We start from the raw sequence: 26,537 nt of genomic DNA, 5'->3' as shown, positions 1-26,537 counted from the left end.
GGCCGCCAGGCCCTGACCTTGTCAGGCGCCGTCTGACAGTAGCGCCGCCGGTTTCAGTGGTGATGCGCCATGCTGCTGATCAGCGTCACCAGACCAATGCCGATGGCCAGCCAGGCGATTTGCGCCACGGTCTCCCGCGCGGTGACGCGCTTTTGCAGCTGGGGAATCAGGTCGGCCAGCGCGACATAAATGAAGCTGCTCGACGCCATGATCAGAAAGAACGGCAGGTAGTCATAGAGCTGGTCGACCAGCGCATAACCGACCACCCCGCCCAGCGCCGTGACGGCGCCGGCCAGCGACACCTTGACAAAGGCGGCGCGCCGGTTGTTGGAGGTCTGGCGCAGCACCACCAGGTCGCCCATGTGGTGCGGCACCTCGTGCACCAGCACCGCCAGGGCGGCGACCACACCCAGCCGCAAATCAGCCATGAAGGCCGACGCGATCAGGATGCCGTCACCGAATGCGTGCACGCTGTCGCCGGCCAGCACGGCCCAGCTGCCGCTTTTGGCTTCAGCATGGCCGTGGCCATGGTGGCTGTGCGCGGCATGCACGTGCTCCGCATGGTCATGCTGCGCATGCGCCGCCACTTCAGGGCCGTGGTGCTCGCCGCCATGGTGTTCATGCCCGTGGTGCCACAGCTCGGCCTTGTCGAGCAAAAAGAAAAAGACCAGCCCCACCAGCAAGGTGGCAAACAGCTCCTTGGCGCCGGCCTGGCTTTCAAAGGCCTCGGGCAGCAAATGCATGAAGGCCGTGGCCAGCAATGCGCCGGCAGCCAGGCTGAGCATGTGCTGGGTGTAGCGCGCCAGAATGCCAAAGCTGAGCAACGCCGCCAGCCAAACGCTGCCAATGCCGGCGGCCAGGGTCCCGACCAGGATTGCTATCAAAGTCATAGCTGCTTGCGCTCGTATTTATTGGGGCTAAGGCCCGAAATCATTCAAAAATATCCGCAGAGGTTACACCACAGACGACAAAACCCCGGGCGCGGCATCCAATGCCTGCGGCCGGGGTTGCTTTGATCTTATCAAGCGTGTCAAGCGGTTAGCCCCCACGGTCGCTCACTTCGTGTAGCTCCCTGCCCCCCGAGGGGCCGCCCGCCCTACGGCCCGGCAAAGCCGGTTCCGGGGCTCATGCTGGGTTTAAGAGCTCTTTGGGTGCAACCAGCGACCGCAATAAAAAAGCCGCCGGCGGGGTCTTAGGCCACGCCGTGGGACTTAAACCATTCCAAAGCACGCTTGAAGCCGTCATCCGCCGCATCCTTGCGGTAGCTTGGGCGGTAGTCGGCGTGGAATGCGTGGGGCGCTTGCGGGTAGACGACGAACTCGGAAGCGGCGGCTGCCTTGTTGCCTTTGGCGGCCGCTTCGGCCAGCGCGTCTTTCATCTGGTTGACGGTGGTCAGCGGAATGCCGCCGTCCTGCCCGCCGTACAGGCCCAGCACCGGCGCCTGGATGTTGGCAGCCAGGTCCACGGGGTGCTTGGGCGTGAGGGCTGATGGCTGGCCGACCAGGCGGCCGTACCAGGCCACGCCGGCCTTGACGTTCTTGCTTTGCTCCGCATACAGCCAGGTAATGCGCCCACCCCAGCAGAAGCCGGTAATGCCGACCTTTTTGGCATTGCCGCCGTTAGCGGCTGCCCACTTCACGGCGCCGTCCAGGTCGGCCATGACCTGCGCATCGGGTACCTTGGAGACGACTTCGGCCATGAGCTTGGCCATTTCGTTGTAGGTGCTGGGGTCGCCTTGGCGCGCGTAGAGTTCCGGGGCGATGGCGAGGTAGCCGGCCTTGGCAAAGCGCCGCGCGGTGTCGGCAATGTATTCGTGCACACCGAAGATTTCCTGGATCACCAGAACCACGGGAAGGTTGGTCTTGCCTGCGGGCGCGGCGAAAAACACCGGCACCTTGAAGCCATTGACTTCATACGTTGCTTCGCCGGTCTTGAGCCCCTCCGAAGTGGTCTTGATGGCCGTCTGCGCCATGATCGGCATCGCCGTGGCTGCGTAACCCACCCCGAGAGCTGCTTTGAGCGCGGTACGGCGGCTGGCGCCGGCTTCGGTGGTTTGCCCGGGCAAGAGGGCATCGAAGTCATTTTTCTGGTCGTGTGCAAGCATGGCAATTTCCTCAGTAAATAGGTGGAGGGGCAAAAAGCAAACAGTCGGAGTCTATGCGGCGCCAGAAGTTCTTGCCGCAGCAAGGCGATGACAAGGGCATCCTGGCTTGCGGGGGCCGTACACCTCACAACCAGGCTCAGGGTTCCAGACATCTCAATCCCCCGGGACAGCCCATTGTGGGCACTCGATGAGTTTCTCCCCACTGACCAGGGCTGCGGCTGTTGCCCTGCACACGGGGTAAATCAGCGTCGCGTCACACCCATGCACGGCCATGGCGGTGGCGATGCGTGAGTTTCGCCCAGTGAAGGATTGTTCGCCGATCTTGCGGTTGCACCACTTTTCGAACGGGGCAGCGCCGCAGAAAAATCAATTCGCGAGAATATTTTTATATTTCCGTCTTGACAGAAATTAATGAAAGCGTATATTCGAATCCATGGAACTCAGCACTGTCGCTCGCAAATTTGTCGTCCACTGGGGAGAAATGGGCACCGCTTGGGGCGTGAACCGCACCGTCTCGCAAATTCACGCCCTGCTCTTTTTCCATGGCCGGCCGTTGCATGCGGAAGAAATCGCCGACACGCTGGCGGTAGCGCGCTCCAATGTGAGTACCAGCCTCAAGGAACTGCTGAACTGGAACCTCATCCGCACCACCCAGGTACTGGGCGACCGGCGTGACTATTACGAAACCTCGCTGGATGTGTGGGAGCTGTTTCGCACTGTGGTGCGCGAGCGCAAGGAACGTGAATTCGATCCCACCGTTCGCATGTTGCAAGGGCTGGTGAAGGAAGAAGGCTTTGAGGCCGAGTCCGCCGACGCGCAGGACCGCGTACGAGAAACCCTGCGTCTGATGGAGTCGCTGGGCCTGTGGGCCGACGAGATGCTGCGGCTGTCGCCCACCACACTCGAGAAAGTCTTGCGCATGGGCGCCAGCGTGCAGAAGTTTGTGCGCGGAGACAGCGACGCCAAGCCCATGGACCCTTCTGAACTTTTGCCGCCTACTTTTTGATTTGAGGACACGGCCAGCTTTGGCCCTTTTTTTGACTATTAATTTCTGTTTGTACTGAAATTTCTAAAGGAGAGAAATATGAGCAGCATCCACAGCATCCCTGATCTTGGCAACACCCGCTACGACAGCTTCAAGGCGGGCCTGGATCCGACTGTCTATCCGTTGACTTTGTTCTACGAATCCGCCTGCCCGCTCTGCAATGCGGAGATGAGTAATCTCATGCTGCGCGACACCGAAGGGCATCTGCGTTTCTCCGATGTCTCGGCACCAGATTTCAACGACGTGCCCGCCGGCGCCACGATGCAGGATCTACTGGACTTGATCCATGCGCGCACCGCAGATGGCCGCGTGCTCAAGGGTGTGGAAGTGTTCCGTCTGGCTTACAAGGCCGTCGGCCTGGGTTGGGTCAGCTCTGCCATGCGCATGCCGCTGCTGCGCCCGCTGGCCGAATGGGGTTACCCGGTGCTGGCGCGCAACCGCCACCGCATTCCGCGTGGCTTGGTCCGCCTGATGTTTGAAGGTGCCGTGCGGCGAGCAGCCGAGCGCTCGGCCCTGGCGCGCTGCGACGCCGAAAGCTGCCTACGTTAAGCGGCCCATCACCTTTTATTTCTTCATCCAACCATCCCGAGCAAAACGAAAGGAAATCATCATGAGTACCAACCTGTTTTTTGTCTCCCTGCTGATCGCATTGGTCGGCCCCGTCATCGCCATCACGTACCTTAAGCCCATCCTCTACAAAGTGCTTCGCATGCTCTGCGACGCCGACGGGGGCGCAGAGTTCTGGATACGCTGCGCCTACCTGCTGGCGGTGTCGGGCACCTTGCTGCTGATGCTGAGCTTCGGTGAATTCAATGAACGCAACAGCGTCATCGACACGGTGCGGCGTTCCCTGTGGCTGGTGTTGGCAGGCGTGTTTGTCACCGTGGCGGTCATCTCGCGCAATGTGTGGATGCAGGTGCGGCAATGGCTGGCGGCGAAAGAACTGGCGGCTCATGTGCAAAGTGCCCGCATCGACAAGCCTGCCGTATCCGCAGGACCCTCCGCTGCTGCCCGGCCGGCCTGAAAGCACTGATAAACGGAGAGCAAAAATGATCACCACAACGCCTTCCGCTCACCCTGCAGCCAGTCCACAAATCAAAGCAACACAAGTCCGGCTGGCAGAGATCAGGTCTTACTACAACGCCGTGGCCGATGACTACCGCGCCTGGAGCCCCGGCATGAACATGCACTTCGGCTATTGGTCCCTGAAGGTCAATCCCTTGGGCCGTGAAGCCATGCTGGAGCGCATGAACCTCGAAGTGCTTCACCGGCTGGCCCTGCCAGACAGTGGCGCCGTGCTGCTTGCCGACCTGGGCTGCGGCGCCGGCGCCACGGCGCGATCCATCGTCCAAAACCGCAAACACAGCACGGTAGACGCCGTCACGCTGGTGGCGCGGCAAATCGTCCAGGGAGTCGCACTCAACCAGGCCGCGGTCTTGCCCAACCAGGTTCGCTTTCACCTGGCCGACTATGTAGACACCGGCTTACGCACGGGTGTTTACGACGGCGTCTATGCGCTGGAAAGCGCCTGCCATGCGCCGGGGGCTGACAAGCGCGCGTTGGTGCGGGAGGCGGCACGCTTGCTGCGGCCGGGCGGCACTTTGGTCATCGCCGACGCCTTGCGTCGCAACAACAGCCCTCTGCCGGGATTCATGGAGCGAATCTACAGGCTGTGGTGCCGTCACTGGGCAGTGAACGAGCTGGCCGAAAAAGAAGCGCTGCACAGTGCACTTGCAAGCCAGGGGTTTACCGACATCCGGTTTCAGGACATCAGCCTGCGGCTGGCACCCAGTGCCTTGCAGATTCCGCTATTTGCCACACGCTTTGCCTTGCGTGAACTCTGGCGAGCCCGCTTTCGCCTGTCGCCGCTGCGCCGCGGACACATCGTGGCGTCCTACGCGGCCTTCCTGCTGGGCATGTGGTTGCCGGGCTTTGGCTACTACATGGTCACTGCGCGTAAACCAGCGGATAACCAGGTATCGCACTAAGCCGTCAACGCACCCGCGATTGCAGAACAAAACAAGCCAGCAACTGATCCCCATGGCGCGCGATGGCTTCCTCACACCGAAAGAGGAATCATCGTCTCCGCCGGGAACGCGGCACTGTCTTGACTGCCACCGTGCCGGCCAATCACCTGTCTGAACCAGGCGAACCGGCAGCATGTGGTAGCGCCGGAACAAACTGCGGTGCAGGTGCCGGAAGCGATAAAACTAGCGTGCGGGCCCGGCAGCTGCGGCGTGCCGCATGACCACCGCACGTACGCCGTCGACGACTTTTGCCATGCGCCGGTAATCCAGCCTGTCCGCGGTGTCCTGCGGCGTGTGGTAAGCCTTGTTCCGGTAAAAAGCCGTGTCGGTGACCATCATTCCGACATAGCCTTCATTCCAGTAATTGAGGTGGTCCGAGAAATCGACCCCCACCACAAAACCCGGCGCATTGATGGAATACACCGGCAGGTCGGAGGCCGATTTCATCGCCGCCTTCACCTGGCGAGCGACCTCGCCGTCCTGGTAGAAGCCCACCAGCGAGATGAAGTTTCCGGTGGTCGGGTAGATCGCATTGAGAAGCCGCATGGGATGGTCCTGGCTTCCCGGCTCGTCACTGAAGTAGCCGATGCATTCGAGCGACAACATGAGGGACGCGCGCTTGCCGGATTCAGTGAGTGATCGTGCATGAATGGCGCTGCCCATATAAGGCGTGCGGAAAAACGGAGGCTCTTCATTCGTGTAGACCACCAGCTCCACCCGCTGGCGGAAAGACTGCCCCTTGAGCAGCCGCGCCAGTTCAACGAGGCCCGCCACGCCGCTGGCGTTGTCGTCCGCGCCGGGCTGCTCCCCCGCGACGTCATAGTGGGCGCCCACCACCATCACCTCAGGCGTATCGGGGCCTAGCTTCACGACCAGGTTGCGGTAGGGCCGGCCCTCGGCGGTGAAGCGCTGGCTCTCGACCTTGAGGCCCAGCGCGGACAACTGTGACTCCAGATAGACGGCGGCGCCATTCAGACGGGTCGCATTGTCAAAAGTGCGGTCCGGAAAATCGGTGGAGAGCTTATGGACCAGCTGTTCCAGCCTCGCGGCGGATGCAGTTTGTGCTGCCGGGGCCGCCGTTTCGCCGGCCGAGACAAAGGGTTGGGTCAGGCGGTACCAGGCATACCCCGCCGCGGCACCAACCACCAGCAAGGTCAGCACGATGCCGGCGACGAGGGCTGTCCAGCGCCTCCTCACGCGCGAGCCCACCGCATTGGCGGGGAGCGGCTTAATGGGCCTTGTCCCAGTTCGGCCCAATGCCGATCTCGGCCAGCAGCGGCACTTTCAGGTCCGCCACGCCGGCCATCAGGCGCGGGATCTCGGTGCGCACCCATTCGACTTCCGCCTCTGGCACCTCGAACACCAGTTCGTCATGCACCTGCATGATCATCTTGGTGGCGCGTTTTTCCTCGTCAAGCACCTGCTGCACCTTGTTCATGCTGAGCTTGATCAGGTCGGCCGCCGTGCCCTGCATGGGCGCGTTGATAGCCTGGCGCTCGGCCGCCTTTTTTCGCGGGCCGTTGCCGCCGTTGATTTCCGACAGGTACAGACGCCGGCCGAAGACGGTTTCGACGAAATGGTTTTCCTGGGCAAACACCACGGTCTGGTCCATGTAGTTCTTGACACCGGGATAGCGCTGAAAGTATTTGTCGATATAGGCCGCCGCCGCCTTGGTTTCTATGCCGAGGTTGCGCGCCAGGCCGAAGCTGCTCATGCCGTAGATCAGGCCGAAGTTGATGACCTTGGCGTAGCGGCGCTGTTCGCTGCTGACCTGCTCCAGCGGCACGCCGAACACTTCAGCGGCCGTCGCGCGGTGCACGTCCAGGCCGTTGGTGAAGGCGCTGAGCAGCGCCTCGTCGCCGCTGATGTGGGCCATGATGCGAAGCTCGATCTGCGAATAATCGGCGCTGGCGATCACGCTGCCCGGGGGCGCGATAAAGGCTTCGCGCACGCGCCGGCCCTCGACCGTGCGTATCGGAATGTTCTGCAGGTTAGGGTCGTTACTTGAAAGCCGCCCCGTGACCGCAACGGCCTGCGCGTAGTGCGTGTGCACACGGCCCGTGCGCGGCAGCGCCAGCTGCGCGAGCTTGTCGGTGTAGGTGCCCTTGAGTTTGCTCAGCGAACGGTGTTCAAGCAGCTTGGCCGGCAGCGGATAGTCCTCGGCCAGCTTTTCGAGCACCTCCTCGTCTGTGCTGCGCGCGCCGCTGGGGGTCTTCTTGATGACCGGCATGCCGAGCTTGTCAAAGAAAATCTCGCCCAGTTGCTTGGGGCTGCCCAGGTTGAAGGGCTGGCCGGCGATTTCGTAGGCTTCGGTTTCCAGCTGGATGATGCGCTGGCCCAGCTCATGGCTTTGCGCGGCCAGCGTGGGCGCGTCGATCATCACGCCGTTGCGTTCGATGCGGTACAGCGTTTCGCTGCTCTGCATTTCCAGTTCGTAGATAAAACGCAGCTTTTCGTTGGCCTGGATCTGCGGCCACAACACGCGGTGCACATCCAGCGTCTGGTCGGAGTCTTCGCACGAATACTCGGCGGCCTTGGCGATGTCGACCTGGTTGAACTTGATCTGGTGCGCGCCCTTGCCGCACAGGTCTTCATAGTTGATGCCGCTGCGGCCCACGTGCCGCTCGGCCAGACTGGCCAGGCCATGCGGCTTCGTCACTTCCAGCACATAACTTTGCAGCATGGTGTCGTGCGCATACCCCTGCACTTCGATGCCGTGGTTGGCGAATACATGGCGGTCGTATTTGACGTGCTGGCCCAGCTTGGGTTTGGCCGGGTTTTCCAGCCAGGATTTGAGGCGCGCCAGCACCTCGTCGCGCGGCAGTTGCGCGGGTGCGCCGGGGTAGTCGTGGGTGAGCGGGATATAGGCCGCTTCGCCGGGCGTGACGCTGAAACTCAGGCCGACGATTTCGGCCAGCATTTCGTCGAGCGAGGTGGTCTCGGTGTCCAGCGCGACCAGTTCGGCCGCTTCGATCCTGGCCAGCCAGCGGTCGAACGCCTCCCAGGTCAGCACAGTGTCGTAGTTCAGGTTGCTGGTGCGCTGGGCCGGCGCTGTGTCGGTGAGCGGCGCCTCATCGAACAGGCCCGGCGAATCGGACCGGCCGCCTGAGCCGCCGGGGGGCGGGGGCTGGTGCCGGCCTTCGGGCCCGCCTATCAGTTCAGGCGGCGTGCTCTCAATCTCGATCTGCTTGACCAGGCCCTTGAAGCCGTACTTTTCGTAAAAGGCTTTCAGGGCTTCAGTCTGCTGTCCGCCTATGGTGATTTCGTCCAGGGCGGGCAGGCCGGCGATGTAGTCATCCAGTTCGCAATCTTTCTTGATAGTCAACAGTTCACGGCCCTTGGGCAGCCAGTCCAGCGACTGGCGCAGGTTTTCGCCGACCACGCCCTTGATCTCACCGGCACGCGCGATCAAGGCGTCCAGCGAGCCGTATTCGAGCAGCCATTTCACGGCCGTCTTCGGGCCGACCTTGGGCACGCCGGGGACGTTGTCGACCGCGTCGCCGACCAGGGCCTGGTAATCGACCATCAGCCGCGGCGGCACGCCGAATTCGGCCTCGACCCCGGCCAGGTCGCGGCGGCGGTCGTTCATGGTGTCGATGACGGTGATGTTTTCGTCGACCAGCTGGCTCAAGTCCTTGTCGCCGCTGGAGATGATGACTTCAATGCCCTGGGTGGACGCCAGGCAGGCCAGCGTGCCGATCACGTCGTCGGCCTCCACGCCGGGCACGTCCAGCACCTTCCAGCCCAGGAGGCGCACCACTTCATGGATGGGCTCGACCTGGCTGCGCAGGTCATCCGGCATGGGCGAGCGCTGCGCCTTGTACTCCGGGTAAAGGGCATCGCGGAAGGTCGGCCCCTTGGCGTCGAACACGCAGGCGGCGTAGTCGGCGCGCACGTCCTTGCGCAGCTTCTGCATCATGTTGACCATGCCGCGTATGGCGCCCGTGGCCGGGCTGGCCGGGTCACCCGGATTGGCGCGCAAATCGGGCATGGCATGGAAAGCGCGGTACAGGTAGCTGGAGCCGTCCACCAGCAGGAGCGTTTTTTTGTCGGTACTCATGAAACCGATTGTCGGGGATATCGGCCGGTCGCTGCCTGGAGGCCAACTAGAGCCTCACGCCTGCTCCAGCGGAAGCTTTCCGCCTACAGCCCCACCCCCTGTATTACGACATGCAGGGCTTTATTCACGGGCACGTGCAGCCTACAATGCAGTCATGAACCACGTTACCCGCCCCCTTCTTGCCGCCGCGTTTGCGGTGCTGCCGCTGGCTGCGGCCATGGCCCAGGCGCCCGCGCAGAATGTGGCGCCTGCCACCAAGGCTGAAGCACAGGCGCCGTCGGGCCGACCTGACCAGAAGATCCAGCGTATCCGCACTGAAGATGCGGGCAGCCGTATTGACGAGTTGCGTGTGGGGGGCCAAACCCAGCAGATCACCGTGCAGCCCAAAGTTGGCGGCGCAGCTTACGAAGTCAAGCCCGCGGAAGGCGCCAAAGGCACAGCACCAGCGTCCACCAACAGCGACACCAACGGTTCGCGCGTCTGGAACGTGCTGAAGTTCTGATTTTCGTTTCCAACCTCCAAAAGATCCCAGGGTTCAGTTTCAGGCATGGCCGTATACACCGAAGTCTCGTTTGACGAGGCTGCAGCGCTCTTGAACGCCCTGAATCTGGGGCAGCTGCAAAACATCAAGGGTGCCGCGGGCGGCATCGAAAACACCAACTATTTTGTCGACACCGACCAGGGCGAATATGTCCTGACGTTGTTCGAGCGTCTGACGTTCGAGCAGTTGCCGTTTTACCTGCACCTGATGCAGCACCTGGCGGCGCACGGCATCCCGGTACCCGACCCGGCAGGCGATACCAAGGGCAACATCCTCCACCAGCTCAAGGGCAAACCCGCTTCTGTGGTGAGCAAACTGCGCGGCCACAGCGAACTGGCCCCTACCGCTGACCACTGCGCCAGCGTCGGCCAAGCCCTGGCGCGCATGCACCTGGCCGGCCTGGACTATCCGCGCCGCCAGCCCAACCTGCGTGGCCTGGACTGGTGGAACGAGACCGTGCCGGTCGTGCTGCCCCACATCACGCCTGAACAGGGCAGCCTCATTCTGAGTGAACTGGCCTACCAGAACCACATCACGGCCTCCTCTGCCTGTCGGAGCCTCCCGCGCGGCGTGGTGCATGCGGACCTCTTTCGCGACAACGTGATGTTCGAGGACGGCCAGCTCACCGGCTTTTTTGACTTCTACTTTGCCGGGTGCGACACCTTTTTGTTCGACATCGGCGTCTGCCTGAACGACTGGTGCATTGACCTGGCAACCGGGGTCAAGGACGATGCGCGTTCCGCGGCCTTCATGGACGCCTACCAAAGCGTGCGCCGCCTGACCGCGCAGGAACGCAGCCTGCTTCCGGCCATGCAGCGGGCCGGTGCCCTGCGGTTTTGGCTGTCGCGCCTGTGGGACTTCCATCTGCCGCGTGAAGCAACGGTGCTCAAGCCACACGACCCCAGCCATTTCGAGCGTGTCCTGCGCGAACGGCTCACGCAGCCTTACGTTTTGTAGCGCCCGGCAGAGATTGATTCAAGCAGCTGCTGCGGCACCCTGCCGCTTTGAGGCACACTGCCCCTGCAGTCCCCTTGCAATTTCTGCCCGGTCCCTCACCCGGCAACCCTCCCTGCAAACACCATGAAACTCAATATCGTTCCCGCGAGCACCGGCATGACCTGGGTCCGGCTGGGCATCAAGACCTTCCTGCAACAGCCCCTGGCGATGTCCGGGCTGTTTTTCCTGTACATGGCGGCTGGAACACTGCTGTCGTTGCTGCCTGTTGTGGGCTGGGTCCTCGCACCAGTCATCGTTCCGGCTGCCACTCTGGGGCTGATGGCGGCCACGCAGGAAGCGCTCAAGGGGAAATTCCCGATGCCTACGGTATTGATCAGCGCTTTTCGCGTTGGCCGCCAGAGAATGCGCGCCATGCTGGTCCTTGGAGTCCTGTATGCGGCGGCCTGCCTGCTGGTCGTGATGGTGGTAAGCCTGCTGGTGGATGCACCGCCTGCCCTGCCCGCCAATGCGGGACAAGAAGCCATGATGACGCCAGAGTATCAACTGGCCATGATGAAGAACATGTCCGTCACACTGTTGGTGTACTTTCCCGTTCTGGTGCTGTTCTGGCACGCACCCGCCCTGGTTCACTGGCACGGTATTTCTCCCGTAAAAAGCCTGTTTTTCAGCCTTGTCGCCTGTGCCCGCAACGCAGGTGCCTTTGGGATGTACGCCCTGGGCTGGACCGCAGTGTTTCTGTCCATGGTCGCCGTGCTTGGCTTGGTTGGCGGCCTGACCGGCAACGTTCAATTGGCCGCCGTGGCCATGCTTCCCGTCATTTTGATCCTGCCTGCCATGTTTTCCACCTCGATTTACTTTACGTTTCGTGATAGCTTCGTGGCCACGCCACCCGACGATTCGGCGGGGAGCGCTGAGGACGCCCAAAACATCAACGACAACCCCTGACGGCCCCACCGTTATCCCAGGAGATCCTTCATGACCCAGCACCAGCTGCAAGGCCGTAGCGAAAAAGAGATTTTGTGGTTTCAAAGGCGTGACACGCTCAAGGCTGCAGCCGCCTGGGTCGCCATGGGCGGGCTCCCTGCCGCGATGGCTCAGCAACGCAGCAACATCGTCGAACTGCGGGGCGACGCGCTGCTCAACGGCAACCGGCTGCAAACCGGCCAAACCATCATGACGGGCGACCAGATCCAGACGGGGCCCGGCTCAAACCTGATGTTTGTCATCGGCAATTCGGCCTTCCAGGTGCGCGAGAACTCGATGATGAAGGTGGAGCGCGGCAGCTCGCTCAATGCCGTGAGCCTGCTTCGCCTGCTCACCGGTGCGGTGGTCAGTGTGTGGGGCAAGGGCGGCAATCGCTCCATCGTCCTGCCCACCCTGACGGCGGGCATACGCGGCACGGGCGTGTACGCCGAAGTGTTCGCCAACCAGGACAACCGCAGCTATTTTTGCAACTGCTATGGCACGGTCGACATGGAGTCGAGCGGCGAAAAAACAGTGTCGCAGGCCAGCTACCACCAGTCATTCTGGGGCGAAGTGGAGCCTAAAAACGGCCGCCGGCTGACCCCCGCCAATGCAATCAACCACAGCGACGAGGAGCTGGAGTTCCTCGCGGGCCTGATCAACCAGCAAACCGCCTGGCAGATCGCCGGCAAAAAAGGCGTCAAGGACGGCAGGGGCTATATGGACGAGCAGCCTGGGCAGGCTCATCCCGCGCAATCGACGCGCATGCCGGTCCGCTAAGCGCCTGACAGGCTGCGCGCCGGTGGTGCCAGCTTGCAAGAGCCCACTCGTGATGCGCCCCGAATTCTTAAACCCAGCATGAGCCGTGGAACCGGCTTTGCCGGGCCACAGGCGGGCGGCCCCCTCGGGGGCAGTGAGCTACACGAAGTGAGCGACCGTGGGGGTCTAGCTTCTGCGCACTTCGAGGATTTCGTACTCCATCGCTTCCTCGTAGGTCTTGGCGTCGCTGAGCGCCAGGTGCAGCAGTATCTTCGGCGCGTGGGCCTTGATGACCCGGTGCATCAAAACGCCGACGACGATCATAGGCAAGCCCACCCACAGATAGCCGTAAAGTGAAAGCACGACGCCGATGCCCAGCAACGGCAACGAAATACCCACCACAAACAGCCGGTGCTTGACGTATTTTTGTGCACGCTCCGGATTCACGATCACGCGGAACTGGCCATAGGGCAGACCGGTTTTGAACTCCTGGTGCGGAACGTAAATCGCTGAATTGCTGTCGGGGGCGTTTTCAGCGCCTTCAGTGCCCTCATTGATTTTTCCGGTTTCGATTCCGGTTTCAATTCCGTTTGTGGAATTTGTCTCTGTCATTTTTTTCTCACCAGGATAAGTTCACCAAAACGCCGCAGCCGGCGCAGCCACTACACCACTGTCAATTTGGCCACGCTCAAGGCCAGCCACTTCACCCCGTGGCGCGTGAAGTTGATTTGAGCACGGGCATCGTCGCCGCTGCCTTCGAGCATCATCACCTTGCCTTCGCCAAATTTGGCATGGAACACTTCCATGCCGCTTTTCAGACCATGCGAAGGTGCGTTCTTCTGCGGCGGCACCGGCGGGTTGGCAAAACGTTCGGCCGAACCAGATTTTGAAGAAAAAACGCTGCTAGCCCAGTCGTTACGTCCACTTCCCGCTCCTGAATTACTAGCACCACCCCAGGATCCGGACCCCATGCCTGACGCAAAACCCTGGTTCTTCGGTGTGATCCATTTGAGCGCGGCTTCCGGCAGTTCATCAAAAAAGCGGCTCTTGAGGTTGTAGCGTGTCTGCCCGTGCAGCATGCGTGTCTGCGAATAGCTGAGGTACAGGCGCTTGCGCGCGCGCGTGATCGCCACATACATCAGGCGTCGCTCTTCCTCCAGGCCATCGCGGTCGCTCATGGAGTTTTCGTGCGGAAAGATGCCGTCTTCCAGTCCTGTGATGAAGACGCAGTCAAACTCCAGCCCTTTGGACGAATGCACTGTCATGAGCTGCACAGCGTCTTGCCCGGCCTGCGCCTGGTTGTCGCCCGATTCAAGCGCGGCATGCGTGAGAAATGCCGCCAGTGGCGACAGTGTCTCGCCAGTTTCAGTGTCTGGCGCCAGTGCCTCCGGCAAAGGCTCGTTCACCAGCGGCGCTGACGCATCCAGCCCCTGGCTGGCCGGCGACTGCGTAAGCCGTACGCCCAGCTCATCGACCGGCAGCGCCACCGCATCGCGGCCAAAGCCCTCCTGGCTTACGAAGGATTCCGCGGCGTTGACCAGTTCGGCCAGATTCTCCAGCCGGTCCTGGCCTTCTTTTTCGGTTTTGTAGTGCTCTTCAAGCCCGCTGTGCTGCAGCACCAGCTCGATGATCTCGCGCAAGGAGAGGCCCGTGGTCTGCTCGCGCAGCACGTCGATCCTGGCGACGAAAGCGCCGAGGTTGGCGCCGGCCTTGCCAGTCACCGCACTCACGCTGTCATGCAGCGAGCAGCCCGCGGCTCGCGCGGTGTCCTGCAATTGCTCCAGGCTGCGCGCACCAATGCCGCGCGGCGGAAAGTTGACGACGCGCATAAAACTGGTGTCATCGTGCGGGTTCTCGAGCAACCGGAGGTAAGCCAGCGCGTGCTTGATTTCAGCGCGCTCGAAGAAGCGCAGGCCACCGTACACACGGTAAGGCACGCCGGCATTGAAGAGCGCGGTTTCCATCACCCGGCTTTGCGCATTGCTGCGGTACAGCAGCGCGATCTCCTTGCGCTCGGTGCCGTCACGCACCAGCTGTTTGACCTCGTCGACAAACCACTGCGCCTCGGCAAAGTCTGTGGGCGATTCATGCACGCGCACAGGCTCACCCGGGCCGGCTTCGGTGCGCAGGTTCTTGCCCAGGCGCTTGCTGTTGTGGCTGATGAGCTCGTTGGCCGAGTCGAGGATGTTGCCGAAGCTGCGGTAGTTGCGCTCCAGCTTGATCTGGTGCGTGACTTCAAATTCACGCACGAAGTCGGCCATGTTGCCCACGCGCGCTCCGCGAAAGGCGTAAATGCTCTGGTCGTCGTCGCCCACCGCCACCACCGAGCCGCCCGGCATAGCACCAGCGCCCTGAATGGCATCCGGCCCCTGCCCCGCCAGCATCTTGATCCAGGCGTACTGCAGCTTGTTGGTGTCCTGGAACTCGTCAATCAGGATGTGGCGAAAGCGCCGCTGGTAGTGTTCGCGCACCGGTGCATTGTCACGCAGCAGTTCGTAGCTGCGCAGCATCAGCTCACCGAAATCGACCACGCCTTCACGCTGGCACTGCTCTTCATACAGCGCATAAATCTCGACCTTCTTGCGGCCTTCTTCGTCGCGTACCTGCACGTCTTTGGCGCGCAGGCCGTCTTCCTTGTTGCCGGCGATGAACCACATCAGCTGCTTGGGCGGAAAGCGCTCGTCGTCAATGTTGAACTGTTTGCACAGGCGCTTGATCGCCGAGAGCTGATCCTGCGTGTCCAGGATCTGAAAGCTCTGCGGCAGGTTGGCCAGTTTGTAATGCGCGCGCAAAAACCGGTTGCACAGCCCGTGGAAGGTGCCGATCCACATACCGCGCACATTCACCGGCAGCATGGCCGACAGGCGCGCCATCATTTCCTTGGCCGCCTTATTGGTGAAGGTTACCGCCAGAATGCCGCCCGGCGACACCTGCCCGGTTTGCATCAGCCAGGCGATGCGCGTCGTCAGAACCCGCGTCTTGCCGGAGCCAGCTCCCGCCAAGATCAGCGCGTGCGTGGCAGGCAAAGTTACAGCGGCGAGTTGCTCCGGGTTAAGATTTTGTAAGAGCGGGGATGTTGGCGCGACTTCTGAGAACATCCCTCATTGTAGAAAGCCCCGATGAAACCATTTGTGCACCGTTCTTCAGCCCTGGCGTTTACGTCGTTAATGCTCGCCGCCCTGGCACCCGGCGCCGTCTGGGCCCAGTCGTTTTGCGCCAGCGATGGCCAGCCCAGGCCTGCGCAGTTGCTGGAGCGGTTTATCAACGCCGACTGTGACAGCTGCTGGGCTGATCCGGCCACGCCCAAGGCTGGCGCCAATACGCTGGCGATTGACTGGGTGCTGCCGGGAAGCAAGGGCGACGATGCTCCGCTCTCGGCCGTGGCGGCCCGCGAATCGCGCGACCGCCTGGCCGCGCTGCGCCAGAGCCCGCCGGCGCAGACCTTTGCCAGCACATTTCCCGTCACCGGCCTCAAAGGCGCCACGCTGCGCGTCGCACAGGGCCTTCCGCTTAGCGGCTATTTGGGCACGTCGATCGAACTCAAGCCCATTCCGGCTGCCGCCAAAGGCCGCCAGTGGACGGCCTGGCTCGCTCTGGTCGAAACCCTGCCCGCCGGCACCGAAAACTCCCCGGTAGAGCGAAATCTGATCAGAAATGTGCTTCAGTCCAATTGGGATGGGCGCAAGTCGCTATCAAAAACAGCGCAGAACCGCTTTTTTGACGCACGCTCCATGAGCATCGCCGAAGGCGCCAACCCCGAGCGCATGCGGGTGGTGGGCTGGGTGGAGGACGAAAAAGGCCAGGTGCGGGCCGCCGCGCAGTCCCGCTGCACCCCCGCGCAAAAATAATTCGCTGCATTTAACCCCGTTGCGCCGCGCGCCCCGTTCAAGGGTGCATCGCCAACAACAAAGGGGTTTTCATGCCAAACGGTTTTCATGGTTTCACCGCACTGACCGCCATTCGCCTCCTTCAGGCCGCCATCGCGGTCTGCTTCAGCCTTCAGGCGCTGGCGCTCAGCCCAATCCCCCAGCCCGTCTCCAGCGGCAAATTCGCGCCACCGCCCGACTGGCGGCCACCCGTTGTCGCGCTCAACAACGCATCGGGCCAGCCCATCGAGTTGCGGGCGGCGTCAGTGGAGGTCGATCTTTTTGGCGACCAGGCGCAAACACGCGTCGAGCTGCGCCTTTTTAATCCCAATCCGCGTGTGCTGGAGGGCGAATTGCAGTTTCCGCTGCAGGAAGGCCAGGTGGTGACGGGCTTTGCGCTGGACGTGAACGGCCGCCTGCGTGACGCCGCGGCGGTGCCCAAGGCGAAGGGCCAGGAAATCTTTGAAGACATACGCCGCCGGCGCGTAGACCCCGGGCTGCTGGAAGCCACTGCCGGCAACCAGTACAAGCTGCGCGTCTACCCCATACCCGCGCAGGGAGAGCGCCGCGTCGTCATCACCATCAACGAAACCCTGCCACGCCAGCAGGGTGCCGGCGTGCTGCGGGTGCCGCTGGCATTCGCGTCGGTGGTGGGACAACTGCAGGTGAGCGTGCGTGCGCACAGCGCTGCGCGGCAAGACGTGCAACTGATCCAGGCCCCGGCGGATGCGCAACTTACCTCCGGCATTGCGGGCACCGAATTGCATTTGCAGAAGAGCCAGTGGCTGGCGCCTCAGGGCCCGACAGGATGGCTGCAGATTGCCGTGCGCCATTCCGGCAAACCACAGGTCATGGTGGGTGAGTCCGGCGGCAAGCCGTTTTTCGCTGCGCAGATGGACTTTCGCGATGAACTGGTGAGGCGCCCCACACCATCGCACGTCGCACTGGTGTGGGACGCATCGGCGTCGGCCGCCGCGCAAGCCCGGGTGCTGCCGGTGCTGGAGGCTTACTTTCGCAAGCTGGACAAAACCATCAAGGTGAGCCTGCTGGTCGTGCGCAACAAGCCCGAGCCGGTGCGCACCTTCACGGTGGCGCCGGGCGGTTTCGGCAACCTGGCCGATGCCTTGCGCAGCGAACCGTTTGACGGCGCCAGCAACTTTGACCACCTGCCTATTCCCGCTGACGCAGACATCACATTGATGGTGACGGATGGACTGATGACGGACGGAAAGAAAAGCATCAACTACCTGCATACAGCACCCGTCATGGCGATCAACGGCGCTGCCGCCGCAGACACCGCGCGCCTGACGCGCCTGGCCGACCGCACCGGCGGCGCGCTGGTAGACGCCACACTGCTGACAGCCGAGGGTGGCGCACAGGCCATGCTGCTGCACGGCTGGCGCATTGAACGGCTGGGCAGTTTGTCGGCGCAACAACTCGTGACGCCCACAACCCGCGTACAGCAAGGCCGCATCGCTGTGGCAGGCCAGTTGCAGGACACGCAAGCACGCGTCGACATCGCGCTGGTGCACCCCGACGGACGCAAGCGCACACTGGCACTGAACATCAACACCAAAGCATCTACCGGCCGCTGGCCCGGTCAGCAGTGGGCGCAATGGCGCAGCGCCGAGCTGGCAGAAAACGCCGCACTGCACAGCAGCGAACTTCAACGCATTGCAGCGGCGCATGGCATCGTAGGCCCCAACAGCTCACTGATCGTGCTTGAGCTCGCAAGCGATTACGCGCGCTACAACCTGCCGGCACCGCCCGAGCTGGCCGATGAAGTGGCGCGGATCAGCCAGCAGATGATGGCGCAGGCCACCCACACACGGCAGGCGCATATCGAGGCCATGGCCAGACAGTTCGACAACAGGCAGCGCTGGTGGGACAAGGACTTTCCCAAAGACGCACCCAAACGGGTTGAGCCCAAGGGAGAAGTGCACGGCGCCATAGGTGCGGCAACTTCGACGGCTGCCACTGCGCGCTTGCGTGAGCAGTCCGATGCCAGAAAGGGCCAGGTATTCGCAGGCGCTCCCCTGGCCATGGCCGCGCCTGCGCCGGCCGCGCCTGTCACTGCTGCGCCTGCCGCACGCATGGCCGAGGCGGAAAACCGCCAGGCGAAAACCACATCCTCCGCAATGGTGCCCTCTCCCACCATCGCCCTGCAAGCCTGGGTGCCCGACGCGCCCTACATGAAGCGCCTGCAAGAGGCCGACAAGGCCCAGCTCTACCACGTCTACCTGGACGAACGCGCCGCTTACCTGAGCAGCAGTTCCTTCTACATGGACGCAGCCGGCGTGTTCTTTAACCGCGGCCTGCCTGAGCTTGGCTTGCGCGTGCTCTCCAACCTGGCAGAGATGAACCTGGAGAACCGCCAGTTGCTGCGCCTGTATGCCTACCGCCTGGTGCAGGCAAAACGCAACGACCTGGCCATTCCAGTGTTCGAACGCATCAGCGAACTGGCACCCAATGAGCCGCAGTCGTGGCGCGACCTGGGCCTGGCGCTGGCTGACAACGGTGAGCCGCAGCGTGCCGTCAACGCCTTGTGGGAAGTGGTGTCGCGTCCCTGGAACGGCCGCTTCGCCGGCATCAACATGATCGCGCTGGCCGAACTCAATGCGATTGCCGCCCAGGCCGCTGCAGCCGGCCAGACTGCAGACATGGCGCCGCTGGACATGAGCCGCATCGACACACGCCTGCGCCGCAACTTGCCACTGGCCCTGCGCGTGGTGATGGCCTGGGACAGCGACGACACCGACATCGACATGTGGGTGACAGACCCGAACGGCGAAAGAGCCAGCTATGCGAACCGGCTGACCCGCCAGGGCGGCGCCATGAGCCCGGACGCCACCGGCGGCTACGGGCCTGAGGAGTTCTCCTTAAAAACCGCCAAAGCCGGAAAGTACGCGGTGCAGGCGCAGTTCTACGGCCACCGCCAGCAGGTGCTGTCGGGCGGCACCACAGTGATGGTGCGCGTCACCACCGGTTTCGGTACACCGCAGGCGCGTGATGAATGGACGACCTTGCGCCTGGCCAACGGCCAGGAGACCGTGCGAGTGGCCGAAGTCGAGGTGCGCTAAGGGCTCCGCAAGATGCCTGGATGCATATAAAGGCTATACCGCTTTGCAGAAGGCAGTGCGCATGACAAGCGCATAGAATCAATCACCGGGCCCAAGCAATTGCGCCCGGTTTTTTGTTTTTTTCTTGCCTCGCGCAGGTGCCTGCAAAACAAAAACCGGTCCAGTCCAAGTGCCTTCTGTTTCTTCAACAGTTTTTAAAAGGCTTGGGAATCATGGAAATCTTCGACTACGACAACATCCTGCTGCTGCCGCGCAAATGCCGCGTGGAAAGCCGCTCTGAATGCGACGCCAGCGCCACGCTGGGCGGGCGCAGCTTTCGCATCCCTGTGGTGCCGGCCAACATGAAGACGGTGGTCAATGCCGAAATCTGCGCCTGGATGGCGAAGAACGGCTACTTCTATGTGATGCACCGCTTTGACCTCGACAACGTGCGATTCGTCAAAGACATGAAAGCACGCGGCGCCTACGCCTCGATCTCGCTGGGCGTGAAAAAGCCCGACTACGACACGGTGGACCGGCTGGCGGCCGAGGGCCTGGTGCCCGAATACATCACCATCGACATCGCGCACGGCCATGCCGACACGGTGCAGAAAATGATCGGCTACCTCAAACAAAAACTGCCGGCATCTTTTGTGATCGCCGGCAACGTGGGCACACCCGAAGCGGTGATCGACCTGGAGAACTGGGGCGCCGACGCGACCAAGGTCGGCATCGGCCCCGGCAAGGTTTGCATCACCAAAATGAAAACCGGCTTCGGCACCGGCGGCTGGCAGCTCTCGGCGCTCAAGTGGTGCGCGCGTGTGGCGACCAAGCCCATCATTGCCGACGGCGGCATCCGCGAGCACGGCGACATCGCAAAATCAGTGCGCTTTGGCGCAACCATGGTGATGATCGGCTCCATGCTGGCGGGCCTGGAAGAAAGCCCGGGCAAGACCGTCGAAGTGGACGGCAAGCTCTTCAAGGAGTACTACGGCAGCGCCTCTGACTTCAACAAGGGCGAGTACAAGCACGTAGAAGGCAAGCGCATCCTGGAACCCGTCAAGGGCACGCTGGCCGACACGCTGCGCGAGATGGAGGAAGACATCCAGAGCTCCATCAGCTATGCCGGTGGCACCAAACTGCTGGACATCCGCAAGGTCAACTACGTCACGCTGGGCGGTGACAACGCGGGTGAGCACCTGCTGATGTGATTCCATTTCTACTTCAAAGCGATAGGTCGTTGCGCCGCCTTGCCGTGCTACAGCACTGTCTGCGGCGGCGCGCCTACTCTCGCATTGAATTAGAAATGGAATGAGTGCGGAGATCTGCGCTATTCGTGCACTGTTGAAAGACCCAACAACCCAAGCGCCAGCAGGTGCAGGCGATGGGTGTGCTCCGTCAGGGCATCAAGCACGCTGAAGTGGTTGCGGCGCAAGTGCGATTCACACACCGGCACCACACGCGAACCCCAGGCCTGCTGGATCAGCAGGTTCTGGCGCAGGAACTCGGCGCTTTCGTCGGCACCCGCCACGCTGTAGAGCGTCCCGCACGCCGGGGCCGGCAGCAGCGCCGGGCTGGCCTTGGCTGCATCCTGGGGCGTGAGCTTGAGCGAGTCTTTGAGAAAAGGCGCGTGCCGCAGCGGTTCCAGTTCGTACAGGCCTGAAATCGACAGCGCGTTCTTGACGAGGTCTGCCGGCAAGTCGCTGCCGTAGGCCTTCCAGTTGCAGGCCAGCAACATGGCCGCCAGATGGCCGCCGGCCGAGTGGCCGACTACTGTGATGCGGTTCGGGTCGCCGCCGTAGCGAGCAATGTGGCGCCAGGTCCAGGCCAGTGCCTTGACCATCTGCATCGTGATGTCCGGAATGGTTACCGCGGGGCACAGCGCGTAGTTGGGCACCACGATGCAGGCGCCCGCCTGTGTGAACTCGGGCGCAACAAACGAGTGCTCGGATTTGTCGAGCGCACGCCAGTAGCCCCCGTGGATAAACACCAGCACCGGCGCACCCGCCTGGCCCGGCTTGCCGCCCTGCGCACCAAACCCGCCTGCGGGAAACACGTCCAGCATCTCGCCGGCGCGGTTGCCGTAGGGCACATCGATCTGGCAGGGCAAGCGCTTGCGCACGCTTTGCGACGCTTCGGCCCAGCGCGCGAAATACGCCGCGTGGTCGGGCACCAGCGCGCGGTTGTTGTACATGCGGTCCAGCCAGGCGGGATCGGGCGAGGTCATCGGGTTCTCCTGAGAAAAATCAAAACAGTACGCACGGCGCTGGCCGAAGGAAGGCGGGAAAGACGGCGGGAAACAGCGGCAATAGCTGCCATCTTGGCACAGCCAGGCGAGCATTCAGCCAGCGCGCGGCCTTACCCGGGTAAACCCGGGCTACGCAATTTTTTCGTTCGACGTATTCTGTATACAGAGTACCGAACCATGAACCCCCAACTCATCAAAATCGAAACCACTCCCGACCTGGTCGACCAGGTTTACCGCAGCCTGCTGGACGCCATCAGCGAAGGCTCGCTCGCGCCGGGCGCGCGCATCATGCAGGAAGACCTTGCTGCGCAGCTGGCGGTGTCGCGCCAGCCCGTGCTTCAGGCCCTGCGCCTCCTGAAGAAAGATGGTTTTGTATTGGACGCCCCGGGCCGCGGCGTGCTGGTCGCGCCGCTGGACGTGGCCTGGCTGGTGCAGATTTACCAGGTGCGGAGCGCGCTCGATGCGCTGGCCGCACGGCTGGCGGCGCAAAGCCGCTCCCAACTTGACCCGCAACTGATACGCCAGGGCCGCAAAGCCGCACGCGGCCACGACGTCAAAGCCATGATGGCGGCCGACGCGCAGTTCCACGCGGCCATTTACGCCGCCTCGGGCAACCCCTTGATCGCCCAGAGCGCGCAGTTGCACTGGCACCACATCCGCCGTGCGATGGGCGCCGTGCTGCAGGTTTCGACCATGCGCGAATCGATCTGGGACGAGCATGAAGCGATTGCAGACGCCATTGGCGCCGGCGATGAAACCCGGGCCGAAGCGCTGATCCGTGAGCACGGCGAAGAAGCCGGCCATAACCTGGCCAGGCTGCTGTCCAGTGCGCTCGGCCAGAGAGCGGAATCAGCGGCGAGTTCTGCCACCTGAGCTTCCTGAATCTTCCCGAACAAGCAACCCGAAGACCCTCGAACAATTTACAAGGAGACATGGGATGAGACTGACCCCCGAGCAACTTGCGCAATTCGACCGCGATGGTTACCTGTTCTTCCCTGGCCTCTTCACGCCCGAAGAAACCCACACGCTTAACGAAGCCGTGCCCGAGCTCTACAGCCGGCGTGAAGACTACAACGTGCGTGAAAAAGGCAACGACGCTGTGCGCACCAATTTCGCTGCGCACATGTACAGCGAGCCTTTCGCACGGCTTGCCCGGCACCCGCGCATGATCGAGCCGGTAGAAGACCTGCTGGGCGAAAAGCTCTACATGCACCAGTTCAAGATCAACGGCAAGATGGCCTTTGAAGGCGATGTGTGGCAGTGGCACCAGGATTACGGCACCTGGCTGAACGACGACATGATGCCGACCGAGCGCGCGATGAATGTGGCCATCTTCATGGACGACGTGACCGAGCACAACGGCCCCCTGATGTTCATCCCCGGCAGCCACAAGAAAGGCGTGGTCGATGCGAAACATGACCTCACCACCACCAGCTACCCGCTCTGGACGGTGGACAACGACCTGATCCGCCAGCTGGTGCAGCGCGCCGGCGGCAAGCAGGGAGGCATCGTGAGCCCCAAAGGCCCTGCCGGCTCGATGATCCTCTTCCACTCCTGCCTGGTGCATGCCTCGGGCAGCAACCTCTCGCCCTTTAACCGGGTGAGCGTTTACCTGAGCCTGTGCGCGGTGAGCAACCACATCCGCCGCCACAAGCGCCCTGAATACATCGCCCACCGCGACTTCACGCCCATCATCTGCCTGCCCGACGACTGTCTGCTGAAAGGCTACCCGGTGGACTTGCCTTGGAAAGACGGTGTGCCAGCGAGCGCATTGCAAACGTCGATGGAAGAAATTGCGCCTGAGCGCAAGGTGGCCTAGCCCTCCCCTACCCGTTCGGGCTAAGGTATCGAAGCCCCGCGCTGGGTAGCACTTCGACAGGCTCAGTGCGAACGGGGTCACACACAAAGCACCATGAATCTCTTTACCAAACTCCAGCAACGCGCCGCCGAAAACAAACCAGTTCGCATCGGCCTAATAGGCGCCGGCAAATTCGGCTCCATGTACCTGGCGCAAGTGCCGCGAACACCCGGCGTGCACCTGGTCGCGATTGCCGACCTGTCGCCTGACGCGGCTCGCGCCAATCTCGCGCGTGTAGGGTGGAATTCGGCTGTAACCCAGGCAGAATCGGCACAGGAAGCTATTAAAACAGGAGCAACCTGGATCACCGACGACTGGCAGGCCGTGGTCACGCATCCGCAAATCGACATCATCGTGGAGTGCACGGGTAACCCGATTGCGGCGGTGGACCATTGCCTCAAAGCCTTTGAACACGGCAAGCATGTGGTCAATGTCACGGTAGAGGCCGATGCCTTTTGCGGCCCGCTTCTGGCGCGCAAGGCGGCTGAGGCCGGTGTTGTTTACTCGCTGGCCTTTGGCGATCAGCCGGCGCTGATCTGCGACCTGGTGGACTGGGCGCGCACCTGCGGCTTTCCGGTAGTGGCGGCGGGGCGTGGGCACAAATGGCTACCGCATTTTTGTGAATCGACACCTGAAACCGTGTGGGGCAACTACGGCCTCACGCCCGAGCAGGCGGCGCGCGGCGGGCTGAACCCCAAAATGTTCAACAGCTTTCTCGACGGCTCCAAGCCGTCCATCGAATCCACCGCCGTGGCCAACGCGACCGGCCTTACCGTGCCCAGCAACGGCCTGCTCTACCCGCCGGCGAGCGTGGAAGACATTCCCTATGTGACACGCCCTATCAGCGAAGGCGGTGTGCTTGAACGCAAAGGCATGGTCGAAGTGATCTCGTCACTCGAAGCCAACGGCCGCAAGATCCCTTACGACATCCGCATGGGCGTGTGGGTCACCGTTGAGGCCGAGACCGACTACATCAAGAACTGCTTTGAGGAATACAACGCCCACACCGACCCGAGCGGGCGTTACTTCACGCTCTACAAACGCTGGCACCTGATCGGGCTGGAAGTAGGCGTGTCGGTGGCCAGCGTGGCACTGCGCGGCGAGCCCACGGGCGTGGCAACTTGCTGGAATGCCGACGTGGTGGCCACTGCCAAACGCGACCTGAAGCCCGGCGACATGCTGGACGGCGAAGGCGGCTACACCGTGTGGGGCAAGCTGCTGCCGGCCGACACGTCCATGAAAATGGGCGGGCTGCCGCTGGGCCTGGCGCATAACGTCAAGGTCGTGCGCGCGGTCACGAAAGGCCAGAGCCTGAGTTGGTCCGACGTGGCGATGGACACATCCACCGGTGCGTACAAGGTACGCCATGAAATGGAAACCATGTTTTCGCCGGCGCTGAAAAAAGCAGCCTAGAAAGCTCGCTGACAGCCTTCTCCCCGCAGCTTCCTTCATGATGATTCAAGAGCCATTTTGAGGATATGAATTGACCATCACCAGCGACACCTCCCTGCCCCGCATTGCTTTTTTGGGTACGGGCATGATGGGTCTGCCCATGGCCAGGCGCCTGTGCGAAGCAGGCTACACGCTGCAGGTGTGGAACCGCACACCGGGCAAAGCCGGCCCGCTCACGGCGCTCGGTGCCACGATCCATGCACAAGCCGGCGCCGCAGTGGCCACGGCGGACATCGTCATCAGCATGCTCGAAAGCGGTCCCGTGGTGCAAGACGTGCTGTTCACGCAGGGCGCAGCCGCCGCGATGAAACCGGGCGCGCTTTTCCTGGACATGGCTTCCATCCAGCCCCGCGAAGCGCGCGACCATGCAGCACGCCTGGGCGCGCTGGGCATCGCCCATGTGGACGCGCCAGTCTCGGGCGGGCCGGGCGGCGCGGAAGGCGGCACGCTGGCCATCATGGCCGGTGGCAAGGCGGACGACTTCGCGCGCGCCGTGCCCGTGCTCAAGCACTTCGGCCACGCGGTGCATGTGGGCCCGCACGGCAGCGGCCAGCTCACCAAGCTGGCCAACCAGATGATTGTCGGCATCACGATTGGCGCGGTGGCCGAAGCACTGCTGTTCACCGCGCGCGGCGGCGCCGACATGGCCAAGGTCAGGGAAGCGATTACCGGCGGCTTTGCCGACAGCCGCGTGCTGCAATTGCACGGCCAGCGCATGCTGGACCGCGACTTCGCGCCGCGCGCGCGCATGGACATACAGCTCAAGGACATGCGCAATGCGCTGGCCACCGCGCAGGAGATCGGCTTTGAAGCGCCTGTGACAATCCTGTTTGAAAAACTCTATGCCGAAGGCGTTGAAAACGGCCTGACCGACCTGGACCAGTCGGCGCTGTTTGTCGAGCTGGCCAGCCGCAATGGCATGAGCTGACAACGGCCGGGCCTGCTCGGAAGCTCAGCAGATTGACGTGCGGCAACAGAGCTGGCGAAGTTTCATGTTTCTCCCTGGGCGCCATCGATACGTACGGCGACTCCTTGATGCCTGCCTGATGGCTGCCCGAGGTTTACTTGATGGCGACCGCATCGGGTGCGCGGGGCAGAAGATCTCCTCGATAAACGAGATGAATCTTGTTCCCGTCTGGGTCGCGTATGTACGCACCGTAGTAGCCTGCGCCGTACCTGTCTCTAGGGCCTGGCTTGCCATCGTCAGTCCCGCCTTCCTTGATCCCGTTCTCGTAGGCGGCATCGACAGATTCGGGATTCGGAGCGACGAATGCGACCATGCTTCCGTTGCCGGAGGTACAAGGCCTACCGTCGTAGGGAAGATATATATAGAAGCGCGGTAGCTCCGCCCCGGGCATAATCCAGCACGACCAGAGTCGCCCAGGACGGGGCGGGACCAGACGCCTGACGAGGCCCAACGGCAGCAAAATCGCGTCGTAGAAGCGACTGGATATGTCAAGATCGCTGCAGCCGACGGTGATGTGACTGAACATCGGTGTTCCAAAGCAGTTGAAAGTTGGAGCATAGCTGGGCATGTCAGAATATTCAAATAAGTGTTCTAAGCACATGCCCAGCCCCGCTGTTCGATACTCGCAACT

At 62.4% G+C, this 26,537-nt stretch carries 23 protein-coding genes; 15 read left to right on the top strand and 8 right to left on the bottom strand.

Annotated features, from left to right (window positions below; all coding sequences use genetic code 11):
- Window positions 1-53: 53 nt before the first annotated feature.
- A complete protein-coding gene (locus ACQ4MS_RS16050) occupies window positions 54-890 on the bottom strand; it encodes a ZIP family metal transporter (RefSeq protein WP_431095630.1) in 837 nt (278 codons plus the stop codon).
- A 302-nt stretch (window positions 891-1,192) separates the two neighbouring features.
- Complete coding sequence (locus ACQ4MS_RS16045) at window positions 1,193-2,104, bottom strand: dienelactone hydrolase family protein (RefSeq protein ID WP_431095629.1); 912 nt, start codon at window positions 2,102-2,104, stop codon at window positions 1,193-1,195.
- A 433-nt stretch (window positions 2,105-2,537) separates the two neighbouring features.
- Between ACQ4MS_RS16045 and ACQ4MS_RS16040 the strand changes: the two genes are divergently transcribed.
- From ACQ4MS_RS16040 to ACQ4MS_RS16025, 4 genes are all read left to right on the top strand, one after another.
- Window positions 2,538-3,110 (top strand): GbsR/MarR family transcriptional regulator, encoded by a 573-nt coding sequence (locus tag ACQ4MS_RS16040; RefSeq protein ID WP_431095628.1) that lies wholly within the window; start codon window positions 2,538-2,540, stop codon window positions 3,108-3,110.
- A 78-nt stretch (window positions 3,111-3,188) separates the two neighbouring features.
- The gene (locus ACQ4MS_RS16035) at window positions 3,189-3,698 is read left to right on the top strand and encodes a thiol-disulfide oxidoreductase DCC family protein (RefSeq protein ID WP_431095627.1); all 510 of its coding nucleotides are present in this window, start codon (window positions 3,189-3,191) and stop codon (window positions 3,696-3,698) included.
- 61 nt (window positions 3,699-3,759) lie between these two features.
- Window positions 3,760-4,173, top strand: coding sequence for a hypothetical protein (locus ACQ4MS_RS16030; RefSeq protein ID WP_431095626.1), 414 nt, complete (start codon window positions 3,760-3,762; stop codon window positions 4,171-4,173).
- A gap of 25 nt (window positions 4,174-4,198) precedes the next feature.
- Window positions 4,199-5,137: a methyltransferase domain-containing protein gene (locus ACQ4MS_RS16025; protein WP_431095625.1), complete on the top strand. Its 939-nt coding sequence runs from the start codon at window positions 4,199-4,201 to the stop codon at window positions 5,135-5,137.
- A gap of 222 nt (window positions 5,138-5,359) precedes the next feature.
- On the opposite strand, the gene ACQ4MS_RS16020 is transcribed toward ACQ4MS_RS16025, so the two are convergent.
- Both ACQ4MS_RS16020 and polA read right to left on the bottom strand, forming a co-directional pair.
- Window positions 5,360-6,373: a M28 family peptidase gene (locus tag ACQ4MS_RS16020; protein ID WP_431095624.1), complete on the bottom strand. Its 1,014-nt coding sequence runs from the start codon at window positions 6,371-6,373 to the stop codon at window positions 5,360-5,362.
- Window positions 6,374-6,404: 31 nt separating this feature from the next.
- Window positions 6,405-9,236: a DNA polymerase I gene (gene polA / locus ACQ4MS_RS16015; protein ID WP_431095623.1), complete on the bottom strand. Its 2,832-nt coding sequence runs from the start codon at window positions 9,234-9,236 to the stop codon at window positions 6,405-6,407.
- A gap of 154 nt (window positions 9,237-9,390) precedes the next feature.
- Here polA and ACQ4MS_RS16010 point away from each other — a divergent pair, with 154 nt between their 5' ends.
- The 4 genes from ACQ4MS_RS16010 (at window position 9,391) to ACQ4MS_RS15995 (ending at window position 12,477) form a co-directional block, all read left to right on the top strand.
- Window positions 9,391-9,738, top strand: coding sequence for a hypothetical protein (locus ACQ4MS_RS16010; RefSeq protein WP_431095622.1), 348 nt, complete (start codon window positions 9,391-9,393; stop codon window positions 9,736-9,738).
- A gap of 45 nt (window positions 9,739-9,783) precedes the next feature.
- Entirely contained in the window at window positions 9,784-10,734 is a 951-nt protein-coding gene (locus ACQ4MS_RS16005; protein ID WP_431095621.1) for a homoserine kinase, read from the top strand.
- A 123-nt stretch (window positions 10,735-10,857) separates the two neighbouring features.
- On the top strand, window positions 10,858-11,679 hold the full coding sequence (locus ACQ4MS_RS16000; protein ID WP_431095620.1) for a BPSS1780 family membrane protein: 822 nt from the start codon (window positions 10,858-10,860) through the stop codon (window positions 11,677-11,679).
- Between the two features lie 30 nt (window positions 11,680-11,709).
- A complete protein-coding gene (locus tag ACQ4MS_RS15995; RefSeq protein WP_431095619.1) occupies window positions 11,710-12,477 on the top strand; it encodes an iron dicitrate transport regulator FecR in 768 nt (255 codons plus the stop codon).
- A 165-nt stretch (window positions 12,478-12,642) separates the two neighbouring features.
- Here ACQ4MS_RS15995 and ACQ4MS_RS15990 read toward each other — a convergent pair whose 3' ends face one another.
- Complete coding sequence (locus ACQ4MS_RS15990) at window positions 12,643-13,068, bottom strand: hypothetical protein (RefSeq protein ID WP_431095618.1); 426 nt, start codon at window positions 13,066-13,068, stop codon at window positions 12,643-12,645.
- Between the two features lie 50 nt (window positions 13,069-13,118).
- Window positions 13,119-15,554 carry a UvrD-helicase domain-containing protein gene (locus tag ACQ4MS_RS15985; RefSeq protein ID WP_431095617.1) on the bottom strand — a complete coding sequence of 812 codons (2,436 nt, stop codon included), beginning with the start codon at window positions 15,552-15,554 and terminating at the stop codon, window positions 13,119-13,121.
- Window positions 15,555-15,575: 21 nt separating this feature from the next.
- Between ACQ4MS_RS15985 and ACQ4MS_RS15980 the strand changes: the two genes are divergently transcribed.
- The 3 genes from ACQ4MS_RS15980 to ACQ4MS_RS15970 all read left to right on the top strand — a co-directional run bounded on the left by ACQ4MS_RS15980 (window position 15,576) and on the right by ACQ4MS_RS15970 (window position 20,592).
- Window positions 15,576-16,304, top strand: a complete 729-nt coding sequence (locus ACQ4MS_RS15980; protein ID WP_431095616.1) for a hypothetical protein — start codon at window positions 15,576-15,578, stop codon at window positions 16,302-16,304.
- Between the two features lie 71 nt (window positions 16,305-16,375).
- A complete protein-coding gene (locus ACQ4MS_RS15975; protein ID WP_431095615.1) occupies window positions 16,376-19,402 on the top strand; it encodes a VIT domain-containing protein in 3,027 nt (1,008 codons plus the stop codon).
- Window positions 19,403-19,614: 212 nt separating this feature from the next.
- Entirely contained in the window at window positions 19,615-20,592 is a 978-nt protein-coding gene (locus ACQ4MS_RS15970; RefSeq protein WP_431095614.1) for a GMP reductase, read from the top strand.
- Window positions 20,593-20,711: 119 nt separating this feature from the next.
- On the opposite strand, the gene ACQ4MS_RS15965 is transcribed toward ACQ4MS_RS15970, so the two are convergent.
- A complete protein-coding gene (locus ACQ4MS_RS15965; protein WP_431095613.1) occupies window positions 20,712-21,608 on the bottom strand; it encodes an alpha/beta hydrolase in 897 nt (298 codons plus the stop codon).
- A 198-nt stretch (window positions 21,609-21,806) separates the two neighbouring features.
- Between ACQ4MS_RS15965 and ACQ4MS_RS15960 the strand changes: the two genes are divergently transcribed.
- From ACQ4MS_RS15960 to ACQ4MS_RS15945, 4 genes are all read left to right on the top strand, one after another.
- Complete coding sequence (locus ACQ4MS_RS15960; RefSeq protein ID WP_431095612.1) at window positions 21,807-22,502, top strand: GntR family transcriptional regulator; 696 nt, start codon at window positions 21,807-21,809, stop codon at window positions 22,500-22,502.
- A gap of 64 nt (window positions 22,503-22,566) precedes the next feature.
- Entirely contained in the window at window positions 22,567-23,448 is an 882-nt protein-coding gene (locus ACQ4MS_RS15955) for a phytanoyl-CoA dioxygenase family protein (RefSeq protein ID WP_431095611.1), read from the top strand.
- A 93-nt stretch (window positions 23,449-23,541) separates the two neighbouring features.
- On the top strand, window positions 23,542-24,900 hold the full coding sequence (locus ACQ4MS_RS15950; RefSeq protein WP_431095610.1) for an NAD(P)H-dependent oxidoreductase: 1,359 nt from the start codon (window positions 23,542-23,544) through the stop codon (window positions 24,898-24,900).
- 70 nt (window positions 24,901-24,970) lie between these two features.
- The gene (locus ACQ4MS_RS15945; protein WP_431095609.1) at window positions 24,971-25,867 is read left to right on the top strand and encodes an NAD(P)-dependent oxidoreductase; all 897 of its coding nucleotides are present in this window, start codon (window positions 24,971-24,973) and stop codon (window positions 25,865-25,867) included.
- Window positions 25,868-26,000: 133 nt separating this feature from the next.
- Here ACQ4MS_RS15945 and ACQ4MS_RS15940 read toward each other — a convergent pair whose 3' ends face one another.
- A complete protein-coding gene (locus tag ACQ4MS_RS15940) occupies window positions 26,001-26,432 on the bottom strand; it encodes a VOC family protein (RefSeq protein ID WP_431095608.1) in 432 nt (143 codons plus the stop codon).
- Between the last annotated feature and the right edge of the window lie 105 nt (window positions 26,433-26,537).

The sequence above is a fragment of the Polaromonas aquatica genome (assembly GCF_050626995.1).
Classification (GTDB): domain Bacteria; phylum Pseudomonadota; class Gammaproteobacteria; order Burkholderiales; family Burkholderiaceae_C; genus Polaromonas; species Polaromonas aquatica_A.
The sequence above is the reverse complement of the archived record's forward strand: the minus strand, read 5'-3'. Positions and strand labels throughout refer to the sequence as shown.

Coding starts and splice junctions, on each gene's coding strand:
- ACQ4MS_RS15995 (WP_431095619.1), top strand. CDS start 11,710: ATGACCCAGCACCAGCTGCAAGGCCGTAGCGAAAAAGAGATTTTGTGG.
- ACQ4MS_RS15965 (WP_431095613.1), bottom strand. CDS start 21,608: ATGACCTCGCCCGATCCCGCCTGGCTGGACCGCATGTACAACAACCGC.
- ACQ4MS_RS16010 (WP_431095622.1), top strand. CDS start 9,391: ATGAACCACGTTACCCGCCCCCTTCTTGCCGCCGCGTTTGCGGTGCTG.
- ACQ4MS_RS15955 (WP_431095611.1), top strand. CDS start 22,567: ATGAGACTGACCCCCGAGCAACTTGCGCAATTCGACCGCGATGGTTAC.
- ACQ4MS_RS15950 (WP_431095610.1), top strand. CDS start 23,542: ATGAATCTCTTTACCAAACTCCAGCAACGCGCCGCCGAAAACAAACCA.
- ACQ4MS_RS16025 (WP_431095625.1), top strand. CDS start 4,199: ATGATCACCACAACGCCTTCCGCTCACCCTGCAGCCAGTCCACAAATC.
- ACQ4MS_RS16035 (WP_431095627.1), top strand. CDS start 3,189: ATGAGCAGCATCCACAGCATCCCTGATCTTGGCAACACCCGCTACGAC.
- ACQ4MS_RS16000 (WP_431095620.1), top strand. CDS start 10,858: ATGAAACTCAATATCGTTCCCGCGAGCACCGGCATGACCTGGGTCCGG.
- ACQ4MS_RS15980 (WP_431095616.1), top strand. CDS start 15,576: ATGAAACCATTTGTGCACCGTTCTTCAGCCCTGGCGTTTACGTCGTTA.
- ACQ4MS_RS15990 (WP_431095618.1), bottom strand. CDS start 13,068: ATGACAGAGACAAATTCCACAAACGGAATTGAAACCGGAATCGAAACC.
- ACQ4MS_RS15960 (WP_431095612.1), top strand. CDS start 21,807: ATGAACCCCCAACTCATCAAAATCGAAACCACTCCCGACCTGGTCGAC.
- polA (WP_431095623.1), bottom strand. CDS start 9,236: ATGAGTACCGACAAAAAAACGCTCCTGCTGGTGGACGGCTCCAGCTAC.
- ACQ4MS_RS15975 (WP_431095615.1), top strand. CDS start 16,376: ATGCCAAACGGTTTTCATGGTTTCACCGCACTGACCGCCATTCGCCTC.
- ACQ4MS_RS16045 (WP_431095629.1), bottom strand. CDS start 2,104: ATGCTTGCACACGACCAGAAAAATGACTTCGATGCCCTCTTGCCCGGG.
- ACQ4MS_RS15970 (WP_431095614.1), top strand. CDS start 19,615: ATGGAAATCTTCGACTACGACAACATCCTGCTGCTGCCGCGCAAATGC.
- ACQ4MS_RS15940 (WP_431095608.1), bottom strand. CDS start 26,432: ATGTTCAGTCACATCACCGTCGGCTGCAGCGATCTTGACATATCCAGT.
- ACQ4MS_RS16050 (WP_431095630.1), bottom strand. CDS start 890: ATGACTTTGATAGCAATCCTGGTCGGGACCCTGGCCGCCGGCATTGGC.
- ACQ4MS_RS16005 (WP_431095621.1), top strand. CDS start 9,784: ATGGCCGTATACACCGAAGTCTCGTTTGACGAGGCTGCAGCGCTCTTG.
- ACQ4MS_RS15985 (WP_431095617.1), bottom strand. CDS start 15,554: ATGTTCTCAGAAGTCGCGCCAACATCCCCGCTCTTACAAAATCTTAAC.
- ACQ4MS_RS16030 (WP_431095626.1), top strand. CDS start 3,760: ATGAGTACCAACCTGTTTTTTGTCTCCCTGCTGATCGCATTGGTCGGC.
- ACQ4MS_RS16040 (WP_431095628.1), top strand. CDS start 2,538: ATGGAACTCAGCACTGTCGCTCGCAAATTTGTCGTCCACTGGGGAGAA.